This window comes from Calothrix sp. NIES-2098 (genome assembly GCF_963875125.1).
Classification (GTDB): domain Bacteria; phylum Cyanobacteriota; class Cyanobacteriia; order Cyanobacteriales; family Nostocaceae; genus Aulosira.
In genome coordinates, this window is record NZ_CAWNKJ010000001.1 from 1,105,742 (window position 1) to 1,124,228 (window position 18,487).

An 18,487-nucleotide genomic window follows, 5' to 3' on the forward strand; every position below is an offset into this window, starting at 1 on the left:
TGATTTAGATGAAATTAACCGCCGATTAAGGTGGATAATAAGGATGTTTGTCAATGCACCAAATTATTCGTGTCGCGAGTAGGTTATAACTATTTGACAAATTCGGTCAAGAACCTGACAGCCTTGAGGATATAACTAGCGCAATCTCTAGGCGAGGTGTTGTAAAACGATCGCCATGCATTCGCTTTATCTTCATCATAGCGATCGCCGCGTTCGGGATGGGCATCTAACCATGCTAGTCTGACTGCATGACCAATTAAGACATCCAAGACGATATATTCCTCAATTTGCAGGGTAGGGTTATTGACGGCGATCGCAGATAATTCAATCAAGGCTTCAATATTGACTTGTCGATATTCTGGAGCTTCAATTTTATTCAGCAGATGCTCGACTAATAAAGCAAAATTCCTTTCGCCTGGTGTCATTTCTGACAACATCAATTCACTATCCAAGCGATTGCGGCGTTCTAGCTTATCGCCAATCACTAGGCCTTTGCAATGCTTCATTAATTGCCAAACTTGTTGAAAAAAGTCCTTGGGTACGCGTCCGGTTGCGCCTCCTGCTTGACGGAATCTTCGCCAACCGCCTGCGGGAACTTCGATTTCACTTTCCATTGGTAGCGCGACTACCCAATCAATGTCGCTTTCTTTTTGCTTGACATGAAGTGATTCTTGCTGACGCAACAGGTTACTCATACCTGCGTATTCAGTTAATACATTTTGCAATCGTGTTTTGACTTCAAAGGGCGAAAGTTGCATTAAGTATTCGTAGGCTTCATCTTGAGTCACCCGTAATTCTCTGGCTAGTTTGCTGGTAATTAACAAGATGAGATAGCCGACTTTTAGTGTCAGCAGTCCTCGAAATAATTCCGGTTCCGATCTGATCAGCACACCCAAGTAGATAATAATTTCTTGAGTGAGGACGCGATCGCGGATATCTTCACGACAAAAATGGTTGATTTTCTCAGCAATTTCATTGTGAGACATCGGCACAGCTATTAACGAATCTTCGCTGTAAGCTTTACCTACAGAAATTTGCTTACCCCTGACTATAATACTGGTGACGACATCTGACAAACTAATGTCCACCATTTGTCGCAACCCCGCAGCACGGCGGACTATTGCCCAAAGACCTGAATCTCCGGCTTTGGTATATACTTCGTTGAGTAAATCGTCTACTGTCACAGCAGATTTCGGCCCGCCAAAACCTGTATCAAACTCTAATCCTTGCAAACGCGTCAAAGTCTGCAATAACTCAATTTGCTCGTAAATATTCTCTGATGCTCGTAAGGAAGATAGCAATAATCCCAAGTTAGTTTCACATTCCATTTGGAATTCTTGGGTATGCTCTAATGCCCAGTTTTTCCCTGGATGATATGCCAAATAATAACAATGTAGTGCCGCATCTTTAACTGATGGTTGGGAAAATTCGTCATCTTGGAGAAAATCAATTCTTTGGATTGCAGCTGTCAGCATTAATTGGTTTAATCGCCCTAATTTTACCTGTACGCCATTACAAACACCAGCTTTCAGTTCTTGCATTAATCCTAATAATGTCTCAGAACCAATTTCTAACATGGTATTAGTCAACATTAAAGTCAGGGTAGGACGACCTAGATCGCTCCAATACTTTTGAATGTAAGCAAGTTCGCCTCTAATTTGATCCAGCAAAAAATGATAATCAAGAGTTAAATAAAATTGCTGAGAATCCAAAAAGGAAGGTAAAAATATTACTGTTTGCTCGCGAATCTTAAAGATGCGCGATGTCGTCAAACTCCGCAACCGCCGCACTGGACGCCCTGTTAAACCGAGTTTATCGTTGCGGCCAATTTGAGTATAAATAGCTGAAAGCTCACCAGCTTTCCTGACTTGAATCGGTTCTAATTGCTTGGGTGTTTGGGTTTCAATTCCGTGAACTTCGAGTTTTTCTTGTAAATCTTCATCTTCTGCTATTAAGGCAATTTGTACGATAGATTCCCGATTTTTTCCTATACGCAAGTGTCTGCCTAAAGGGTCAATGTCGCCAACTGCTAGCAAACCTTCACTTAACATTTGTCCGAGAAAATATAAACTTTGCGCCCACACTAGAGGAACATTTTCATTAGGTAAACGAGGTTGACTTTGGGGTGCTAACTTTTCGGCTTCAATGTTCTCTTCTGCAACATAATAAAGTTCTGGTAATAGCTGCAAGCCATCGCGTTCTACGAGTAATGATTCTAAAAGTTCTTGGTAATGTTGAGCTTGTGCTTTGTCATTGCGGAACAATCCATCTAGTACCAAATAAGTGAAAAATAAAGGCCATTCACATTCAATATGCTCAAACTGCTTTAATTCCCAAGGTTCGTAGTGTAAGCGTTGGGTATCTTCTAAAACAGTTTGGTGTCCATCGCGGAGGAAGCGTTTACAGCCGTATTTGCCTTGGAGTTTGTTAATGATATCGTTAAAAGTGCGCGATCGCAGTTTCTCATCTTCTACAGCAAAGGCTGGAAAGCTAATAATACTCAATAACGCTGCATCTATTTCTTTCGAGCCAGATTCTCTCGGTAATAAAGATTCTAATGTAATCCGAGCGCGGGCAATTTCATCGGGTAACACGTGAATCACTGATGCTTGACTTCCACGCACCCCAAATAAATCTAGTCCGTTGATGGCTTCTAAAGCTGCTTTCGCCATCCCTACAGAACTTGCATTTAACTCAGCACTACCGCGATTAATCTTGTTACCGCGTTCCCAAATACCGTAATCTGGTGTACGATAAGCTCGTCCAATGTAATAAACCAAATTTTGGACGAAATTTACTTCATCAAGTGTATAAATTATTTGCAATCCCGAAGCGGTCATTTGTGCCAGCATCAACAAAAATATTGATGTAGCATCTAGTTGTAAATGACCCCATTCATCATCACCTACGACAATATCACCAGTAGCCGTGTTGTATTTAGCGTGTAACCCATCTAATGGTGACTGAGTATGTTTAAATTGTTCTACTTTATTAGCCTGTCGCATCATTGCAAATAGCAATCCACGCATCAGCTTGATCGCGCTATGTTCTAATTCATAGGTGTAACCTTTATTCTCATCAATTTTGCGGTATGCAAGTGCTAAACCCCAAACTGCCAAAATGCTATAAACGTTGTCTCTTACCCAAGCATCTGTATAATCACCGTGAGCCGTTATAGCCGTACTCGCAGGTAACAAACCAGTAATCGGATTCTGACGACTCAGAATAATTGTCTTGATTTGCTGATAGTAAGTCTCTAAGCGAGCATACAATTTGGTAGTGTCCATGATTTTATTGGCTGCAACTTGCGGAAATTGACCCTGTAGCTGTGAAGTTAAAGATGTAAGCCAAGCCAGAACATCTTCTGTTAGCGGCAATGGTATAACAGCTGAGGGCGGTATAGGTTTATTATTATCTCTTGTTCTTAGTCTCCTAGTTGCAGAATTATTAATGAACTAAGTAGATTGGCGTCAAGAAATTCGGAGATATAAGACAGCAGAGAGTATAAGTCAAGCTCAGATGTCTTTACAGAAACTACATTTACTTCCGTTTTTCTACTTAATATCCGAGATTAAAATTTGTTGTAATCTTTATCTTAAACAGTCCAGGGAACATCTAACTTTAAAATGTTTTCAATAATTCTAAAGTAGGATAAATAATCATTCAAAAGAAGCAAACCTACTCTAGAAAAAATTGAGTAGATTATGAGTAAAAGAACCTCTGAACAACAAAGATTCATAGAGAGGGTAAGTAATTATGTCTGTACGTTATAACCAAAATCATGCTCCATTAGTCAAAGTAGTTTACTCTCAAGTTAAAGTTAACGGCAAAATTGAGCTAGTACCATTAGAACTATATGCTGATGGTTCGCTGAAGCGCGTTACAGGATGAAATTTAATATTTATGGCGACGATTAGGTATTAAATAGGGGAATTAGGTAATATTTTGCAATTCTTTAGCGAATTAGATTCGCTAGTATACAATCTCAATTGGTTTTGAAGTTCTTAAAAAAATACTCTTCTATATCACGTGTATGGGTGCATACTAATATAAACGCTGAATTTCAAAACTTTATCCTGTGGGATTAGTATGCGTGTAAAATCAACCACAACTGCTAATCGCCAAGGAATGTATTTAATCGGACTACTAAATTATCTATTAATACTAATTCCTTAAATCACAGGTAAAAATTATTATTCCTGATTCCATACTACCTATCTGTAGCAATTTGAAATCTGGAGTTTTTACATTATCGAAAAACTCCAGATTTCACTCAATATGATTTTTGCAACAATGAGCTACTATGAAAGCTTATCTATAGGTGAGCAAAGATACATCTATTTGAAAAATCTGATATAAGCATAGATATGGGTTTAAACTAGAGAATACGCTTTTATACTTGCTGAGACACCGTAACTAAAAATGAGACTGGTGGATTTATCCCAGGAAACCTTAGAGAAAATTCAGTCTGTACGATGGGATAGAACCATCGCAAAACACGAAGGGCCAGAAGATTGGGCGGCAGTTTTGCGATGCTCAAAGCCAGAGTTTATGATGGTGGAAGGGCATCCTGTGCTTTTACCTGTAGGCAAGTCCCATCACGCTAATATTACAATTCTCCGGGCAATTTTTAGTATTGATGGTAAGTCCTTAACTTTATTTCTTAAGGACACAACTTTTGACGATGACCCTTTTTTTTCAGGTTTTGTGGCAGTTTGCGATCGCGTTATGGGTGAAGATTTCTTTGTAGCAATTTTATACCACGAATGGTTTGTGCAGGAGCGATCGCCAGTTTTAGAATAAATCTTGGCATCAGTTGTGCTTGGAGAAAATGATGAGCCAAGATTCCGAAAATACTTTAAAAGTTGCCCAGCAAGCATTTGAACATTTTACACGCGGTCTAGCAACAGGCGAATGGCAAAATTTTCTCGATATGCTGACCGAAGATTTTACCTTTTGGTTTCCCATAGGTAAATTTCAAGGTTGGAATCAAGGGAAAGAACGAGCTGAAGAGTTTTTTCAGTATGTAACTGCGTGTTTTCATCCCGGTATCACGTTGACTTCCCTAGACCGCGTTACCAGTAATCAAACGACCGTGGTGTTTGAGTTTCAAGATGAAGGACTCTTACTAGGACAACCTTATCAAAATCGAGTAGCAGTTTCCTTTAGCGTGCGTGATGATAAAATTTGCAGCTATCGAGAATACTTTGGTAGCGATGGCAAACCTTAATTATTGTCTAGATTTGGTTGATTAATTTCTTTGCTTTTAACCTCTGCGGCTTGATATGCAGTCAAATAATTTTGACCGCCCAACATCACATCACCATAATATTCATAAGGTGGGTCGCCATAGATCGGTAGGGGGTCATCTTCGGGATAATCTTCTTGAGATTCTTCGATAATTGCTTTTAGTCTTTTGACAGTGAAGCTTTCCGCCGGATAGTAGAAAAGCTGCTGGGGATTCTGTTGCAGATGTGGTAGGTTGGGATCGACAATCGACTCGTCTAATTCAATCCAAGCGTGTTCTATGGGTTGGTATGGCTTACCAGGAAACACTAAAAATCCCTGGACGTACTTTGCTTTCTCAGTCGCCAGTGCTGCTTTGTAAGCATTATCAAAGGTTTTTTTGGCTTTACTTTTGATGCGTTGAGAAATTTCAACCGAAAGCGCTTCATCCAATGGTTTAGTCATCGATGGCAAGGAGTCAAGCAGCTACTCCAACATCCTATCACTTGCAGGGCTGGAATTAGGGCTGATGGACTAAGGGAGTTTATTGATATAAGATTTCAATTTTGTGAGGATATCCCGCGATCGCGTCCAGAGAATCGAACCGCCTGCTTCTGGATCGACAGTATGGGAAGCGTTCGGTAAGCGTGAAGCCAGAGTTGCGCCAAAATCTGGGGAGTGAACCGTGCTAGTATCTGCACCACCATACCAGAGATCTACAGGAACGGTAATATTCTCTAACTTCACAGGCCATGAACTGAAGGTATTTACAAGGTCTCGCACGTATCCCTGTGCGCCTTGGGAGAAACCCTCCTGCAACGCTTGCTGATATGCTTTGCCGAAAGTTTCACTATCATATAATCTGCGATCGCATTCCCCACTCATCCCAATAATTAACCGCCATAGCCCTTCCGGCGTAGCCATCTGCGAAAACTGCTGCTCGAACTCCACAGGATCTTGTTGAACGGCCGCAATCATCCCTGCCACATCTGGATGTAACAATGGTTTTATATGCGGATGGATAAGTTCGTCCTGTCCCGACACAATTGCGATCGCCTTCACCAAGCTCTCTCCTGCGAGAGCAAAAGCGAAGGGTGCGCCTTGAGAGAAACCAACAGCCAGAACATTATCGAGATTATGGCACTGAATCAACTCGCGCGTGTCATCCACCCAAGAAGACAAAGTTTTGTGAGGATGCGCATCGGATAAACCTAAGCCAGGGCGGTCAATGGCGAGCAGTTTCAAACCCAGATCTGGCAAATCTTGCGCGCCAAAACCAAGCCATCCACTCATTCCTGCGCCAGGACAAAATAAAACTGGAACTCCGTCAACATCTCCCCATTCCGACCAAGCGAGGATACGACCATCTTGCAGTTGCATTCTTGCTCGTCTTTGCGGTGGTGTCACAAGATTATTCATACTATAAACTTATGCTCTGTTCTAGTTCAGTATCGCTCCCGTCAATTAGTTTATTGTTGAATTTCGCAATAGCGATCGTTATAGGGAAACAAATCTTCATGAGGTTTATTGACCGTAACAAAACACCGATGCTTGACTAATTCAATTCGCTCTTGCAATTCTAAATCATCAAGTTCAGTGCGATCGCACTCACCCAAATTTAGATCGTTTTTGCCGTCAACATTGTAGTAAATAAGATTATTAATCTTGTAATCTCGGCGAAAACTTGTTCGCCACTGAGAATTGCTTCCCCAACCATAGGAAAGGTCTTGGCATTTTCGTGTCTTTCTACGATAAGTCCAGTAAAGCGTTGACTCTTCAGCAATTGATTTATTAATGTTTGCTCTACCACCAGCGACACAAGTACCAGCACGAGAAAACATCATGTCACCTAGTACCAAAGAATCCCACAATGTACTAACAACAGTTATTTCTGCATGAGGTTCTTCATCTTGGATCGCTCGAACAATTTCATGATAGAACGGCGAAAATTCTTTGGCTTTTACTACCTCGAAACCTAGCGATCGCATAAATTCCAAATAATTACTGTTGGTAATTTCTGCTTCTGAAGTTGCAATTTCGGTATTGCGATCGCAAAGATGCTGGATTAATAAATCGTTGACACGGGAAAGCGCATAAAGTTGCCACAAATCCTCAATTGATGCTTCTGGTATTGGAGAACCGCTTCTGGCTGCAAAATTCTTTAACCAAGCCTTGATTGCCTTGGCATTTTTAGACCAGGGAAGTAATATCTCGGAATAGAGATCGGTTCCTTGATAACTCAGAATCGCATCAAATAGTTCGCGATATGGTGCTTGGGAGATATGCATTATTTATCAACTAGAGAACTGCTTAATTCGCTAGTGCGATCGCAGTATTTTTTAATCCATAATGCCAAATCTGGGATATATAGGAATCGTATTTGATTTTTGAAAAAATTTAAGTATCTGTAGAGTGGGCAATGCCCAACGCCACTTGCTTTAAGCCGACGGCAGTCCGCACAACGGGGGGAACCCCCGCAAGCGGCTACCTTGGAAACCCGTCCAATACAGTAGCTCCCCTACGGATTCTTTTAATAATCAAACTTGAAACCTATACATTCTTAAAACATTGAATTCTTAGGAACTGTAATTTATACATCTACGCCTAATTCCTGAGCTTTCTTTATATGTTCAGGAATCATCACCGTACAAATCAAAGACCAAAGCTCTACCCACGCAGCTTTAGTTTCCACATCAAAATTGCTTCCTAATGTTTTCTGTAAAGTACTGACGAGTGCCAAACCTACAGTCTCATAATGACCTGCCTTTACGTTATAGGAAACGTGCTTTGATGCCAAGTCTACTAGTATAGGTATGAGTTGAGGATCTATTTCTGTCTTCTCTTCACCTAAAACTGGGTCTATAGTACCCGGTAACAGACCCAAGGCCGCATCAACCATTTGCGTCAGCATTCGGCTTTGATTAAACTTGTTTTTGAACAGAGGTTTCAGGGCTGGATCTAGTTCAAATAGTGTGTCGTAAAACTCTAATCCCCAAAAACCTAATGAGTCGGAAATCAATTCCTGCTGTTTAAAATCATCAAATTCACCATCTTTAACTAGCTTCCAAGAATTCTGGATTTGACGAAATTGTCCAGGTGTCAATTGAGGATTTGGATTGACATAGGATGGGTAGTATTTGGTGGTATCAAAATGCTCTGTAGACATTTTTAAGTTACCCAAACTTAGGCAACAGTATTTGTTTGTATACTGATTTTATAAACCTCTCCTCGAAAATAAAAGCAGAGCTTGGTAAACTTTTATATGCTTGCAAAAATAGCAGCTAAAACTTGGTTATATTGATATTTTTAACTACCAAGTACACTTATTTGAGTTTTTCTAGCTTGACGCAATTTTAGCCAGAATCCCCTGAGCAGCAGCTTCATCAGTAATCAGTCCGGTAATTAATTTACCACGCAGCGCCGCCAGCATCGCCTCTACCTTTTTTACACCTGCTGCTACTCCAATAATCAATCGTTGCGCAGGTTGTTCGAGTGGAACACTAGCAACTCGGTTATTTGTTCCCTTTTGTAACAACACACCCTGAGCATCGTAAGCCCAACCTGCAATTTCTCCTACTGCGCCTAGTTCAATTAATTCAGCTACTTCATCGTCATTGATAAAGCCATCTTGATGTAACGGAGCATTCCAAGCAATATGGCTAATTCCCACAAAGGTTGCTTTAGCTTGCTCTGCCAGAGTTTTGACTACGATAAAAGAGCGCTGTGTCTGCAAAAGTTCGCGTTCTTCAATGCTAGTCGCCACAACCGGAGTCGGTACTGGGTAAGCTTGGGAACCAACGCGATCGGATAAATGCATCACAACTTCGTGGCGACCTGCACGTCCATAGTGGGACATATTCCCAATAATTGACACAATTTTATGTTGGGGTTGGTTCATTGAGGGAATTTGCTCCACCATTGCTCGTAATGTGCGACCAGAAGATAAAGCCAGTATGGTTGGAGTTTTCGCCATCAGGTAAGCTTCTAGGTGGGTCGCAGCACATACACCAATTCCATTGAGTGTATCGCTGCTGCCTGCATCAGTTGGCACGACTTCACACAGCGACAGATCAAAGCGATCGCGTAAGGACTCAGCCAGCGCAATGCATTCGCTCAAAGGATGATCGAGCCGGAATTTGATTAATTTTTCACTGACCGCCAGTGCAACTAAGCGTTGTGCAGCCTGCCGGGATACATTAAGCTTGGCTGCAATTTCCTCTTGTGTATTACCGGCGATGTAATACAGCCAAGCAGCATGAGCAGCTAAATCCAACTTGCGATCTCTTCGATCCAAGAAAGCTTCTCCCATATCCCACCTTTAAAAACTATGTCACTACCAAAGGAGCGATCGCATCTTTTTGAGTATATGCCCAAAGATATAACTTTTGCTCAATAACTGGAAATATCTATTGACCACCTGTTACCTCCAAGTTAAATCCAGTAATGTAGCTTGCCTCATCGCTCATAAGAAATGCTACCCCATTCGCCACTTCTTCTAAGCTTCCCAAACGCCGCATTGGCACTGAATTAATCATCTGTTGCTCAACCACCTTGGGGTCAGAATCAAAGTACTGAGAACCTACTGCGGCTTGCAATTCTGTTTGCCGAGTCCACATAAAACCAGGGCCAATCAGCGCAGGAGAAAGCGCATTTACCCGGATATTATAAGGTGCTAAATCTTTCGCTGCTGTCTGAGTCATGCCAATTACGGCAAACTTAGAAGCACCATAAGCTAGCATATTTGGCGGGCCGACAACGCCTGCATAACTTGCCATATTCACGATCGCACCTCCACCCGTATCACGCAAATACTGTGCTGCTGCTTTGAGAAGGTGGAAAACGCCGACAACATTAATATTGATTACCTTTTGAAAGTCATCTTCAGGATATTCGTCTGTTTTGGCAAATGCTCCTTGATAACCAGCGTTATTAAATATATAGTCAATCTGCCCAAGCTGTTTCACTGCACTAGTAAAAGCTTTGGCAACATCATCAGCAGATGTAACATCACAGCGAAATGTGCCGACGGGAACGTTGTAACTTTTCAATTCCTCAGCTACCTCCGCCATCTTCGATTCATTCAAATCCAGCAGAGCGACACTTGCACCATTAGCGGCAAAACGGCGTGCAGTTGCCTTACCAATATCGCCTGCACCGCCTGTAATTAGGATAGTTTTACCTGCAAATTCATAGGTTGCTTTCGCTGCCATAGTTTCAACCTCTTTATTGAAGAATTGTTGCAAATGTTCGTCATTGAAGTGTGGTTGGTATGATTCTATTATTGAGCTTTTACTCAAAGTTAGAGCATAAAATCAAAAATTTTCTCCGTTCGATATTTTACATCAAAGGAGTAATGCGATGCGTATCCCCCGCTTCGCTAAAGTATTGGTGGCATTTCTCGCAGGAGTGATGCTGGCGCAATTGCTACACGCTTGTGCGCCTCGCTCCCAAGCCGCAGAGAAAACTACGCTGACGATCGCTACTGTGAATAACGGCGACATGGTAGTTATGCAGGGGCTTTCCCGCAAGTTCGAGGAAGCTAACCGTAATATTCAATTGCGGTGGGTGGTGCTAGAAGAAAATGTCTTGCGCCAACGCACAACCACAGATGTTGCCAGCCAAGGCGGTCAATTCGATGTCCTAACAATTGGTTCTTATGAAACACCGATTTGGGCTAGGCGGGATTGGTTAAGACCTTTGGATCTAGGCGCAGACTACGACGTAAACGATCTGCTCAAACCCATCCGTCAAGGACTTTCCAACAATGGCAAACTCTATGCCGTGCCATTCTATGGGGAAAGTTCTATGCTGTACTATCGCAAAGATTTGTTTGATAAAGCTGGGATTACGGTTCCCGAACAGCCAACCTATCCTCAAATGAGAGAATGGGCAAGCAAAATCCATAATCCAGCCAATGGAGTTTACGGAGTTTGCTTGCGGGGAAAACCCGGTTGGGGTGAAAACATGGCATTTGTTTCCACATTGGTCAATACTTATGGCGGACGATGGTTTGACATGAAGTGGCAACCGACGATCAATACTCCAGCTTGGAAAGAAGCGATCGCTTTTTATGTTGATTTGCTGCAAAAATACGGGCCGCCAGGAGCCAGTTCCAATGGTTTCAATGAAAATCTAGCATTATTCTCCACAGGTAAATGCGGGATGTGGGTAGATGCAACTGTCGCTGCCGGCTTGTTATCTAATCCCAAAGAATCGCGAGTTTATGACAAAGTTGGCTTTGCCCGTGCGCCAATTGAAAAATATCCCAACGGTTCAAATTGGCTTTGGGCATGGGCGTTAGCAGTTCCTAAAACATCAAAATCACCGGAAGCTGCACAAAAATTCGTTGCTTGGGCAACATCAAAAGAATATATCCAACTAGTTGCAAAAGAAAATAGCTGGGTTGCTGTCCCACCAGGTACTCGGACTTCCACCTATGAAAATCCCAACTATCGCAAAGCTGCACCCTTTGCGGATATCGTGCTAAGAGCAATTCAATCTGCCGATATTACCCATCCATCCGCAGAACCAACTCCGTATAAGGGAGTGCAATATGTGGATATTCCAGAATTTCAGGCGATCGGGTCTTCGGTTGGGCAAACTTTGGCAGCGGCATTAACTAATCGTACTTCGGTAGACCAAGCGTTGCAGCAATCGCAGAGATCGACTGAACGCTTCATGAAACACACGGGTTATATCGAGTGACAAAAGTTTTCTCTGTGCCTCTGTGTCTCTGTGGTGAAAAAGGAAAAACGAACCACGAAGACACGAAGGACACGAAGGAAAGAAAGTTTTAGAGAGATTTTGCGCAAGTGCTGCCATTTTGAATTTTGAATTTTGAATTGAAATTATGTCTTCTTCATTAGCGGTAAAACCTCAACAGGAAACGCCACCACCCGCGAGGCCAAGAACCAAGCGGCAAGCTTCAACCTTACCTCTAGTTGCGCCTTCGGTCGTTGTCCTGTTGCTGTGGATGATTGTGCCTCTGGTGATGACTTTATGGTTTTCTTTTCAGCGGTATAACTTGCTGAATCCACAGGCACGTAGATTCATCGGGATTGAAAATTTTACGTTCATCCTGACTGACTCAGCTTTATGGACATCGATCGCCATCACAATTATTTTGGTTGTTTCGGTTCTAGTAATTACAATCGGGCTGGGTACATTACTAGCAGTGCTATTTGACCAAGATTTTTATGGGCGTGGAGTGGCGAGGGTGTTAGCAATCTCGCCGTTTTTTGTGATGCCTACAGTTAGCGCCCTGATCTGGAAAAATATGCTGATGCATCCAGTAAATGGGCTGTTCGCGCAAATCACTACAGGTTTGGGTTTAGGGGCAATTGATTGGTTTGCTAGTGTCCCTCTGCTGGCAATCATTATTATTGTTTCTTGGGAATGGCTGCCTTTTGCTTTGCTAATTTTACTAACAGCCATTCAGTCACTCGATCGCGATCAGTTAGAAGCAGCGCGAATGGATGGGGCAAATGCGATCGCTCTTTTTCGTTTCGTTATGCTACCCCATCTCAGCCGCGCCATTTCTGTGGTCGCCATGATCGAGACGATTTTTTTCCTCACCATCTTTGCAGAAATCTTTGTTACCACAGGCGGCGGCCCCGGACTTGCAACCACCAACCTCGCCTATTACATCTTCCTTAAAGCCTTGCTGGAATTCGATGTTGGTGGTGCCTCAGCAGGTGGATTAATCGCCGTCATCCTTGCCAACGTCGTGGCAATCTTCTTGATGCGTAGTGTTGCTCGTAATTTGGATACCTAACATGGCACGTAAAAACTCGAAGCTTTGGCTATGGACATTACTGGGGTGGCTGGTTGCTGTTCTATTATTTTTCCCCATCTTCTGGATGTTTATCACCAGTTTCAAAACCGAAGTCGCGGCAGTTTCCACACCCCCGCAGTTATTTTTCCGCCCGACATTAGAAAACTATGTTGCTATCCAAGACCGGGCAAATTATTTCAATTATGCATTTAACAGCGTAGCCGTTTCCCTTGGAGCCACCATACTTGCATTACTGCTTGCCGTACCTGCTGCTTACGCGATGGCATTCTTCCCCACGAAACGCACCAAGGGAACTCTGCTGTGGATGCTGTCTACGAAAATGCTGCCACCTGTCGGCGTACTAGTCCCCATCTACATTTTGTGTCGCAATGCTGGGTTACTAGATACCCGCATCGGTTTGATTATCATTTATACCTTGATTAACTTGCCGATTGTCGTTTGGATGATTTACAGCTTCTTTAAAGAAGTTCCCAAAGATATTCTCGAAGCCGATCGCATGGATGGCGCAACCACACAGCAAGAACTCCTTCACGTCTTGCTACCACTAGCATTGCCCGGAATTGCCTCCACTGCCTTACTCTCAATTATCTTGTCCTGGAACGAAGCATTTTGGAGCCTCAACTTAACAACAGCAGATGCCGCCCCACTCACAGCTTTTATTGCTTCATTTTCCAGCCCTCAAGGATTATTTTGGGCAAAACTTTCCGCAGCATCAACACTAGCGATCGCACCCATCCTCATCTTCGGTTGGCTAAGTCAACGCCAACTAGTCCGAGGCCTGACATTCGGTGCAGTGAAGTAGAAGGCAGAAGGAATTAGAACAAACTCTTGTATTCTTCTTTGCGTCTTTGCGCCTTTGCGTGAGAATTTCTTTTCTTCAACCCCCTTAACCGAAACATTTTATGTCAACAGTTGCTTTAAGAGATATCCATAAAACCTACGCCGACACAGAAATCATCAAAGGCGTAGATCTCGACATTAACGATCGCGAATTTGTGGTCTTCGTCGGCCCCTCCGGCTGCGGTAAATCCACTCTACTCCGCATGATTGCTGGATTAGAAGAAATTTCCGCTGGCGATTTGCTGATCGATGGGCAGAAAGTCAACGATGTACCCCCCGATAAACGCGGTTTGGCAATGGTGTTTCAAACCTACGCCTTATATCCCCACATGACAGTCGCAGAGAACATGGCTTTTAGCCTGCGGCTGGCGGGTATGCCCAAAGCCCAACGGATTGAAAGGGCGCGGGAAGTCGCCCGTATCCTGCAACTAGAACCGCTGTTAAACCGCAAACCCAAAGAACTATCCGGAGGACAACGCCAACGGGTAGCAATTGGTCGGGCGTTGGTGCGCAATCCCAAAGTATTTTTGTTTGATGAGCCGTTATCTAACCTAGATGCAGCTTTGCGGGTGCAGATGCGGATTGAACTTGCCAGTTTACACGACAGCTTGCAAGCCACGATGATTTACGTCACCCACGACCAAGTCGAAGCCATGACCCTTGCCGATAAAATTGTGGTATTGCAAGGCGGTATCATCGAACAAGTTGGTTCTCCCCTAGAACTTTACCACCATCCCCGCAATCTTTTTGTTGCCGGATTTATTGGTTCGCCCAAAATGAACTTTATCCCGGTGACAGTATCATCCGTCACTGACTCTGGGACAACGGTAAGACTTCCTGGTGACGCAACTGTGATGATTCCGGTGATGCCTAAAACTTTGTCGGCTGGCGATCGCGCCACATTAGGAATTCGTCCCGAACATTTGCGGCTGGATGCTAATAACCCCAGCATCAATGGTGAAGTACTAGTGGTAGAACGACTGGGTGGGGAAACCTATCTCTACGTCAGGATTACGGGTGGTGAAACCATCATTGTACAAACAGATGGAGACGAGCCTGCCCAATTACACGATTTCGTTCCTATATCCATTAAAGGCGAACTTTGCCATTTGTTCGATCGCAGCGGTGAAGCCATTCCCAAAGCTCGTCGTCATCACCTAACCATGAATGAATCCCATGAACAGCAATATCAGCGCAGACTCAGCAATCAAGCTGAATGAAGCTTCCCTATCTCGTTTAGGCAATAACGTCCGCGTACCCCAGTACGATCGCCACCAAATTACTAACGGCATTGTCCATATCGGTGTGGGCGGGTTCCATCGGGCACACCAGGCATTATATCTCGATAACTACTTTCATCAGCATCCCGGCAGCGATTGGGGAATCACCGGGGTGGGGCTACTAGAATTCGACAAACGAATGCGGGATGCACTGAACTATCAAGATTGTTTGTATACCTTAGTTGAACGTTCCCCCGAAGGTGACAAAGCTCGTGTCATTGGTGCAATTACAAAATATCTCTTTGCCCCAGATAACCGCCAAGCCGTCATTAACACCTTAGCAGATCCCAAATGCCGCATCGTCACCCTCACTATTACCGAAGGCGGCTACTACTATATTGAAGGTAGCGGTGAATTTGATGCTAATCATCCAACAATTCAGTACGATTTACAGAATCCCGACCAGCCAATTGGCGTATATGGCTTTTTGACAGCCGCCTTAGCTCGTCGCCGTCAACGGGGAATAGCACCGTTTACCGTATTATCCTGCGACAATTTGCAAGGTAACGGCAACATTGCCCACGAAATGTTGACCGCTTATGCAGAAATGCGCGATCCAGAGTTGCGACGTTGGATTGCTGAACATGTGACCTTCCCCAACTGCATGGTCGATCGCATTACTCCCGCCACAACTCCAGACGATATCAAAATGGTGGCAGAACAGTTTAAAATTGATGATGCCTTTCCTGTTGTGGCTGAACCATTTCTTCAGTGGGTAGTCGAAGACGAATTTTGTGCGGGTAGACCTGATTGGGAAGACGTGGGCGTGCAGATGACCAACGATGTTCATCCCTATGAGATGATGAAAATCCGGCTACTCAACGCCAGTCACCTGTTAATTGGCTATCTCGGCACATTAGCGGGCTACACCTACGTTCATGAAGTGATGGCCGACCCCATGATTAGGCAAGCCGTCGAAAATTTAATGGCAGAAGTTACGCCCACACTCCAACCCGTACCGGGAATTGACTTAGATAATTACAAACAAACCTTAATAGAACGCTTTGCCAATCCCAAGATTCGCGATCAACTCCCCCGCCTTTGCCTCAATAGCTCCGCCAAAATGCCAAAATTTGTTTTAGGCTCAGTCCGTGACGCCCTGCGCCAAAAAGGAGCAATTGAATACATGAGCCTCACAGTAGCAGCTTGGTTCCGTTACCTCAACGGGCTGGACGATAAAGGTAACTCCATCCCCATTGATGACCCCATAGCAGGTACTTTAACGCAACTTGCTCGTGACAGTGGTTCAGACCCCAAACCATTACTCAACCTCACCGAGATTTTTGGCGATTTATCTCAGTCAGCGCCTTTTGTCGATGCAGTTACCAACCATTTACGCCGATTGTATGAGTTGGGAGCGAAAGAAACCCTAGCGCGATTCTCCTTGGTACATTGAAACACGACCCTTTCATTCTTCCCTTCGCGTTCTTTGCGTCCTTTGCGGTTCGTTAAATAATTTGATTGTTTATGCGATCGCACAACACTAACCTAATTAAACAAGCGTAGGCGCACAAATAGCCACGTTTCGCCCGTAAATCTCGCAAGATAAAGTCTCAAAAGCTAGCATTGCAGAAAATAACTCCGCGATCGCGCTTTTGAAGTGCAATGTTGAAGCTCAGAAGTTGGATGTTGGAGTAAAAAGCTCGACATTTCCAGTTCTGAGCTTGATTTTTGGAGTCAAAAGCTCGAAGTTTCGCCTTCCGAACTCGAACGGCCGAGTAAAAAGGTTGGAACTTCGCCTTCCGAACTCCAAGTTTCACCTTGAGAACACCAACGTTGAGCCTCTGAACTCCAAATTTCCACTTCAAAACCCGAAACTTCCCCTTCCGAACTCGGATGTTGGACTTCAGATGTCAAACTATCGAGCAAAAAACTCGGAATGTGAGTTAAAAGAGATATAGCTTACTGGCATGAGGGTTAGACAATGAGTGAAACTCAAACCCAGTTACCGACTGATGTATGGATTCCTACTTCTTGGCAAGCATAAATATTTCCCCAGATACGATATTACTAGCCTGCGGGAGGAAGTGATATTTGCAAAAGTGACCTACTACTCTTGGAACCTTTGCCAGCCTGTGGTCAAATAAAGATGATTCCAGAAATAGTTACTTTATCTCCATGAAAAAATCCACTGCGCTGACAACTACATTGATTACCAGTTTGACTATACTGCTAACAGGCTGTGGTGGAGCTAGCAATAGTACAAATACAGGTAGTAATTCCCAAACTCAGAGTGCAAATACATCTGGTGCAATTCCTATTGGTATTGCTTTTGCCCAAACTAGTAACGTAGCTTTGCTTGGTCAAGAACAAGTAGCTGGAGCTAAAATCGCTGAGAAGTATTTTAACGATAAAGGTGGTGTTAACGGTACTCCAATTAAATTGGTGTTTCAAGACACTAGCGGCGATGAAAATGGAGCAATTAACGCCTTTCAAACTTTAATTAATAAAGATAAAGTTGTCGGTATTGTGGGGCCTACTTTGTCACAACAAGCTTTTAGTGCTGACCCTGTTGCCGATCGCGCTAAAGTACCAGTACTGGGCGCATCTAATACTGCTAATAAAATTCCAGAAATTGGTGATTATGTAGCGCGCGTTTCTGCACCAGTTTCTATTGTCGCGCCTAATTCCGTGAAAGCAGCACTTAAGCAAAATCCCAACATTAAAAAAGTTGCAGTTTTCTTTGCCCAAAACGATGCATTTAGTAAATCAGAAACCGAGATTTTTCAAAAAACTGTAAAGGATCAAGGTTTGGAATTGGTGACAGTACAAAAATTCCAAACTAGCGATACAGATTTTCAAAGCCAAGCCACAAATGCAATTAACCTGAAACCAGATTTGGTAATTATCTCTGGTTTAGCAGCTGATGGTGGGAACTTAGTTAGACAATTGCGGGAACTCGGTTATAAAGGCTTAATCGTTGGTGGTAATGGACTGAATACTTCCAATATTTTGCCAGTATGTAAAGCATTGTGTGATGGCGTACTCATTGCTCAAGCTTACAGTCCAGAACATCCTGGTGAAATTAACTCGGCATTTCGGAAAGCTTATAGCGATCAATTTAAGAAAGAACCGCCCCAATTTAGCGCCCAAGCTTTTGCCGCAGTTCAAGTTTATGTAGAAGCGCTCCAAGCTTTAGATAAAAAGACCAAAGTTAACAAATTAGCTTTACCTCAATTAAGGAATGACTTAAACAAACAGATACTAGCAGGAAAATATAATACGCCGTTGGGTGAAATTGCCTTTACTCCTGTCGGTGAAGTTGTCCAAAAAGATTTTTATGTAGCTCAAATCAAAATGGACAAAGATGGCAGTCAAGGTAAATTCGCATTTTTAAAATAGTTGC

General features: G+C 43.3%; 17 protein-coding genes. 9 read left to right on the forward strand and 8 right to left on the reverse strand.

What is annotated here, in order from left to right; translation table 11 throughout:
• Positions 1 to 89: 89 nt before the first annotated feature.
• Positions 90 to 3,287: a glycoside hydrolase family 15 protein gene (locus AACU33_RS04600; RefSeq protein WP_445291748.1), complete on the reverse strand. Its 3,198-nt coding sequence runs from the start codon at positions 3,285 to 3,287 to the stop codon at positions 90 to 92.
• A 469-nt stretch (positions 3,288 to 3,756) separates the two neighbouring features.
• Here AACU33_RS04600 and AACU33_RS04605 point away from each other — a divergent pair, with 469 nt between their 5' ends.
• The 3 genes from AACU33_RS04605 to AACU33_RS04615 all read left to right on the forward strand — a co-directional run bounded on the left by AACU33_RS04605 (position 3,757) and on the right by AACU33_RS04615 (position 5,230).
• On the forward strand, positions 3,757 to 3,891 hold the full coding sequence (locus AACU33_RS04605; RefSeq protein ID WP_339375764.1) for a hypothetical protein: 135 nt from the start codon (positions 3,757 to 3,759) through the stop codon (positions 3,889 to 3,891).
• 531 nt (positions 3,892 to 4,422) lie between these two features.
• A complete protein-coding gene (locus tag AACU33_RS04610) occupies positions 4,423 to 4,803 on the forward strand; it encodes a hypothetical protein (protein WP_096587250.1) in 381 nt (126 codons plus the stop codon).
• A gap of 31 nt (positions 4,804 to 4,834) precedes the next feature.
• Positions 4,835 to 5,230 (forward strand): nuclear transport factor 2 family protein, encoded by a 396-nt coding sequence (locus AACU33_RS04615; RefSeq protein ID WP_096587251.1) that lies wholly within the window; start codon positions 4,835 to 4,837, stop codon positions 5,228 to 5,230.
• Here the strand turns inward: AACU33_RS04615 and AACU33_RS04620 are convergent.
• The 6 genes from AACU33_RS04620 to AACU33_RS04645 form a co-directional block, all read right to left on the reverse strand.
• A complete protein-coding gene (locus AACU33_RS04620; RefSeq protein WP_096587252.1) occupies positions 5,227 to 5,691 on the reverse strand; it encodes a hypothetical protein in 465 nt (154 codons plus the stop codon). The two genes, AACU33_RS04615 and AACU33_RS04620, sit on opposite strands and share 4 nt — an antisense overlap.
• Before the next feature lie 69 nt (positions 5,692 to 5,760).
• On the reverse strand, positions 5,761 to 6,645 hold the full coding sequence (locus tag AACU33_RS04625; protein ID WP_339375765.1) for an alpha/beta fold hydrolase: 885 nt from the start codon (positions 6,643 to 6,645) through the stop codon (positions 5,761 to 5,763).
• Between the two features lie 50 nt (positions 6,646 to 6,695).
• The gene (locus tag AACU33_RS04630) at positions 6,696 to 7,514 is read right to left on the reverse strand and encodes a hypothetical protein (RefSeq protein WP_096587254.1); all 819 of its coding nucleotides are present in this window, start codon (positions 7,512 to 7,514) and stop codon (positions 6,696 to 6,698) included.
• Between the two features lie 302 nt (positions 7,515 to 7,816).
• Positions 7,817 to 8,392 carry a globin domain-containing protein gene (locus AACU33_RS04635; RefSeq protein ID WP_096587255.1) on the reverse strand — a complete coding sequence of 192 codons (576 nt, stop codon included), beginning with the start codon at positions 8,390 to 8,392 and terminating at the stop codon, positions 7,817 to 7,819.
• Positions 8,393 to 8,563: 171 nt separating this feature from the next.
• Positions 8,564 to 9,535, reverse strand: a complete 972-nt coding sequence (locus AACU33_RS04640; protein WP_096587256.1) for a sugar-binding transcriptional regulator — start codon at positions 9,533 to 9,535, stop codon at positions 8,564 to 8,566.
• A 97-nt stretch (positions 9,536 to 9,632) separates the two neighbouring features.
• Entirely contained in the window at positions 9,633 to 10,436 is an 804-nt protein-coding gene (locus AACU33_RS04645) for an SDR family NAD(P)-dependent oxidoreductase (RefSeq protein WP_096587257.1), read from the reverse strand.
• 148 nt (positions 10,437 to 10,584) lie between these two features.
• Here AACU33_RS04645 and AACU33_RS04650 point away from each other — a divergent pair, with 148 nt between their 5' ends.
• From AACU33_RS04650 to AACU33_RS04670, 5 genes are all read left to right on the forward strand, one after another.
• A complete protein-coding gene (locus AACU33_RS04650) occupies positions 10,585 to 11,931 on the forward strand; it encodes an ABC transporter substrate-binding protein (RefSeq protein WP_096587258.1) in 1,347 nt (448 codons plus the stop codon).
• A gap of 145 nt (positions 11,932 to 12,076) precedes the next feature.
• A complete protein-coding gene (locus AACU33_RS04655; RefSeq protein ID WP_096587259.1) occupies positions 12,077 to 13,000 on the forward strand; it encodes a carbohydrate ABC transporter permease in 924 nt (307 codons plus the stop codon).
• Between the two features lies 1 nt (position 13,001).
• Positions 13,002 to 13,823, forward strand: coding sequence for a carbohydrate ABC transporter permease (locus AACU33_RS04660; protein ID WP_096587260.1), 822 nt, complete (start codon positions 13,002 to 13,004; stop codon positions 13,821 to 13,823).
• 100 nt (positions 13,824 to 13,923) lie between these two features.
• Entirely contained in the window at positions 13,924 to 15,081 is a 1,158-nt protein-coding gene (locus AACU33_RS04665) for an ABC transporter ATP-binding protein (protein ID WP_096587261.1), read from the forward strand.
• Positions 15,038 to 16,537 (forward strand): mannitol dehydrogenase family protein, encoded by a 1,500-nt coding sequence (locus AACU33_RS04670; protein WP_096587262.1) that lies wholly within the window; start codon positions 15,038 to 15,040, stop codon positions 16,535 to 16,537. Before AACU33_RS04665 ends, AACU33_RS04670 begins: the two co-directional genes overlap by 44 nt.
• A 281-nt stretch (positions 16,538 to 16,818) precedes the next feature.
• On the opposite strand, the gene AACU33_RS04675 is transcribed toward AACU33_RS04670, so the two are convergent.
• On the reverse strand, positions 16,819 to 16,998 hold the full coding sequence (locus tag AACU33_RS04675) for a hypothetical protein (RefSeq protein WP_339375766.1): 180 nt from the start codon (positions 16,996 to 16,998) through the stop codon (positions 16,819 to 16,821).
• A gap of 261 nt (positions 16,999 to 17,259) precedes the next feature.
• Between AACU33_RS04675 and AACU33_RS04680 the strand changes: the two genes are divergently transcribed.
• Positions 17,260 to 18,483: an ABC transporter substrate-binding protein gene (locus AACU33_RS04680; protein ID WP_096587264.1), complete on the forward strand. Its 1,224-nt coding sequence runs from the start codon at positions 17,260 to 17,262 to the stop codon at positions 18,481 to 18,483.
• Positions 18,484 to 18,487: the final 4 nt, after the last annotated feature.

Excerpts from the sequence above, each read along its gene's own strand:
- AACU33_RS04600 (WP_445291748.1), bottom strand. The coding sequence starts at position 3,287 with ATGGACACTACCAAATTGTATGCTCGCTTAGAGACTTACTATCAGCAA.
- AACU33_RS04605 (WP_339375764.1), top strand. The coding sequence starts at position 3,757 with ATGTCTGTACGTTATAACCAAAATCATGCTCCATTAGTCAAAGTAGTT.
- AACU33_RS04610 (WP_096587250.1), top strand. The coding sequence starts at position 4,423 with ATGAGACTGGTGGATTTATCCCAGGAAACCTTAGAGAAAATTCAGTCT.
- AACU33_RS04615 (WP_096587251.1), top strand. The coding sequence starts at position 4,835 with ATGAGCCAAGATTCCGAAAATACTTTAAAAGTTGCCCAGCAAGCATTT.
- AACU33_RS04620 (WP_096587252.1), bottom strand. The coding sequence starts at position 5,691 with ATGACTAAACCATTGGATGAAGCGCTTTCGGTTGAAATTTCTCAACGC.
- AACU33_RS04625 (WP_339375765.1), bottom strand. The coding sequence starts at position 6,645 with ATGAATAATCTTGTGACACCACCGCAAAGACGAGCAAGAATGCAACTG.
- AACU33_RS04630 (WP_096587254.1), bottom strand. The coding sequence starts at position 7,514 with ATGCATATCTCCCAAGCACCATATCGCGAACTATTTGATGCGATTCTG.
- AACU33_RS04635 (WP_096587255.1), bottom strand. The coding sequence starts at position 8,392 with ATGTCTACAGAGCATTTTGATACCACCAAATACTACCCATCCTATGTC.
- AACU33_RS04640 (WP_096587256.1), bottom strand. The coding sequence starts at position 9,535 with ATGGGAGAAGCTTTCTTGGATCGAAGAGATCGCAAGTTGGATTTAGCT.
- AACU33_RS04645 (WP_096587257.1), bottom strand. The coding sequence starts at position 10,436 with ATGGCAGCGAAAGCAACCTATGAATTTGCAGGTAAAACTATCCTAATT.
- AACU33_RS04650 (WP_096587258.1), top strand. The coding sequence starts at position 10,585 with ATGCGTATCCCCCGCTTCGCTAAAGTATTGGTGGCATTTCTCGCAGGA.
- AACU33_RS04655 (WP_096587259.1), top strand. The coding sequence starts at position 12,077 with ATGTCTTCTTCATTAGCGGTAAAACCTCAACAGGAAACGCCACCACCC.
- AACU33_RS04660 (WP_096587260.1), top strand. The coding sequence starts at position 13,002 with ATGGCACGTAAAAACTCGAAGCTTTGGCTATGGACATTACTGGGGTGG.
- AACU33_RS04665 (WP_096587261.1), top strand. The coding sequence starts at position 13,924 with ATGTCAACAGTTGCTTTAAGAGATATCCATAAAACCTACGCCGACACA.
- AACU33_RS04670 (WP_096587262.1), top strand. The coding sequence starts at position 15,038 with ATGAACAGCAATATCAGCGCAGACTCAGCAATCAAGCTGAATGAAGCT.
- AACU33_RS04680 (WP_096587264.1), top strand. The coding sequence starts at position 17,260 with ATGAAAAAATCCACTGCGCTGACAACTACATTGATTACCAGTTTGACT.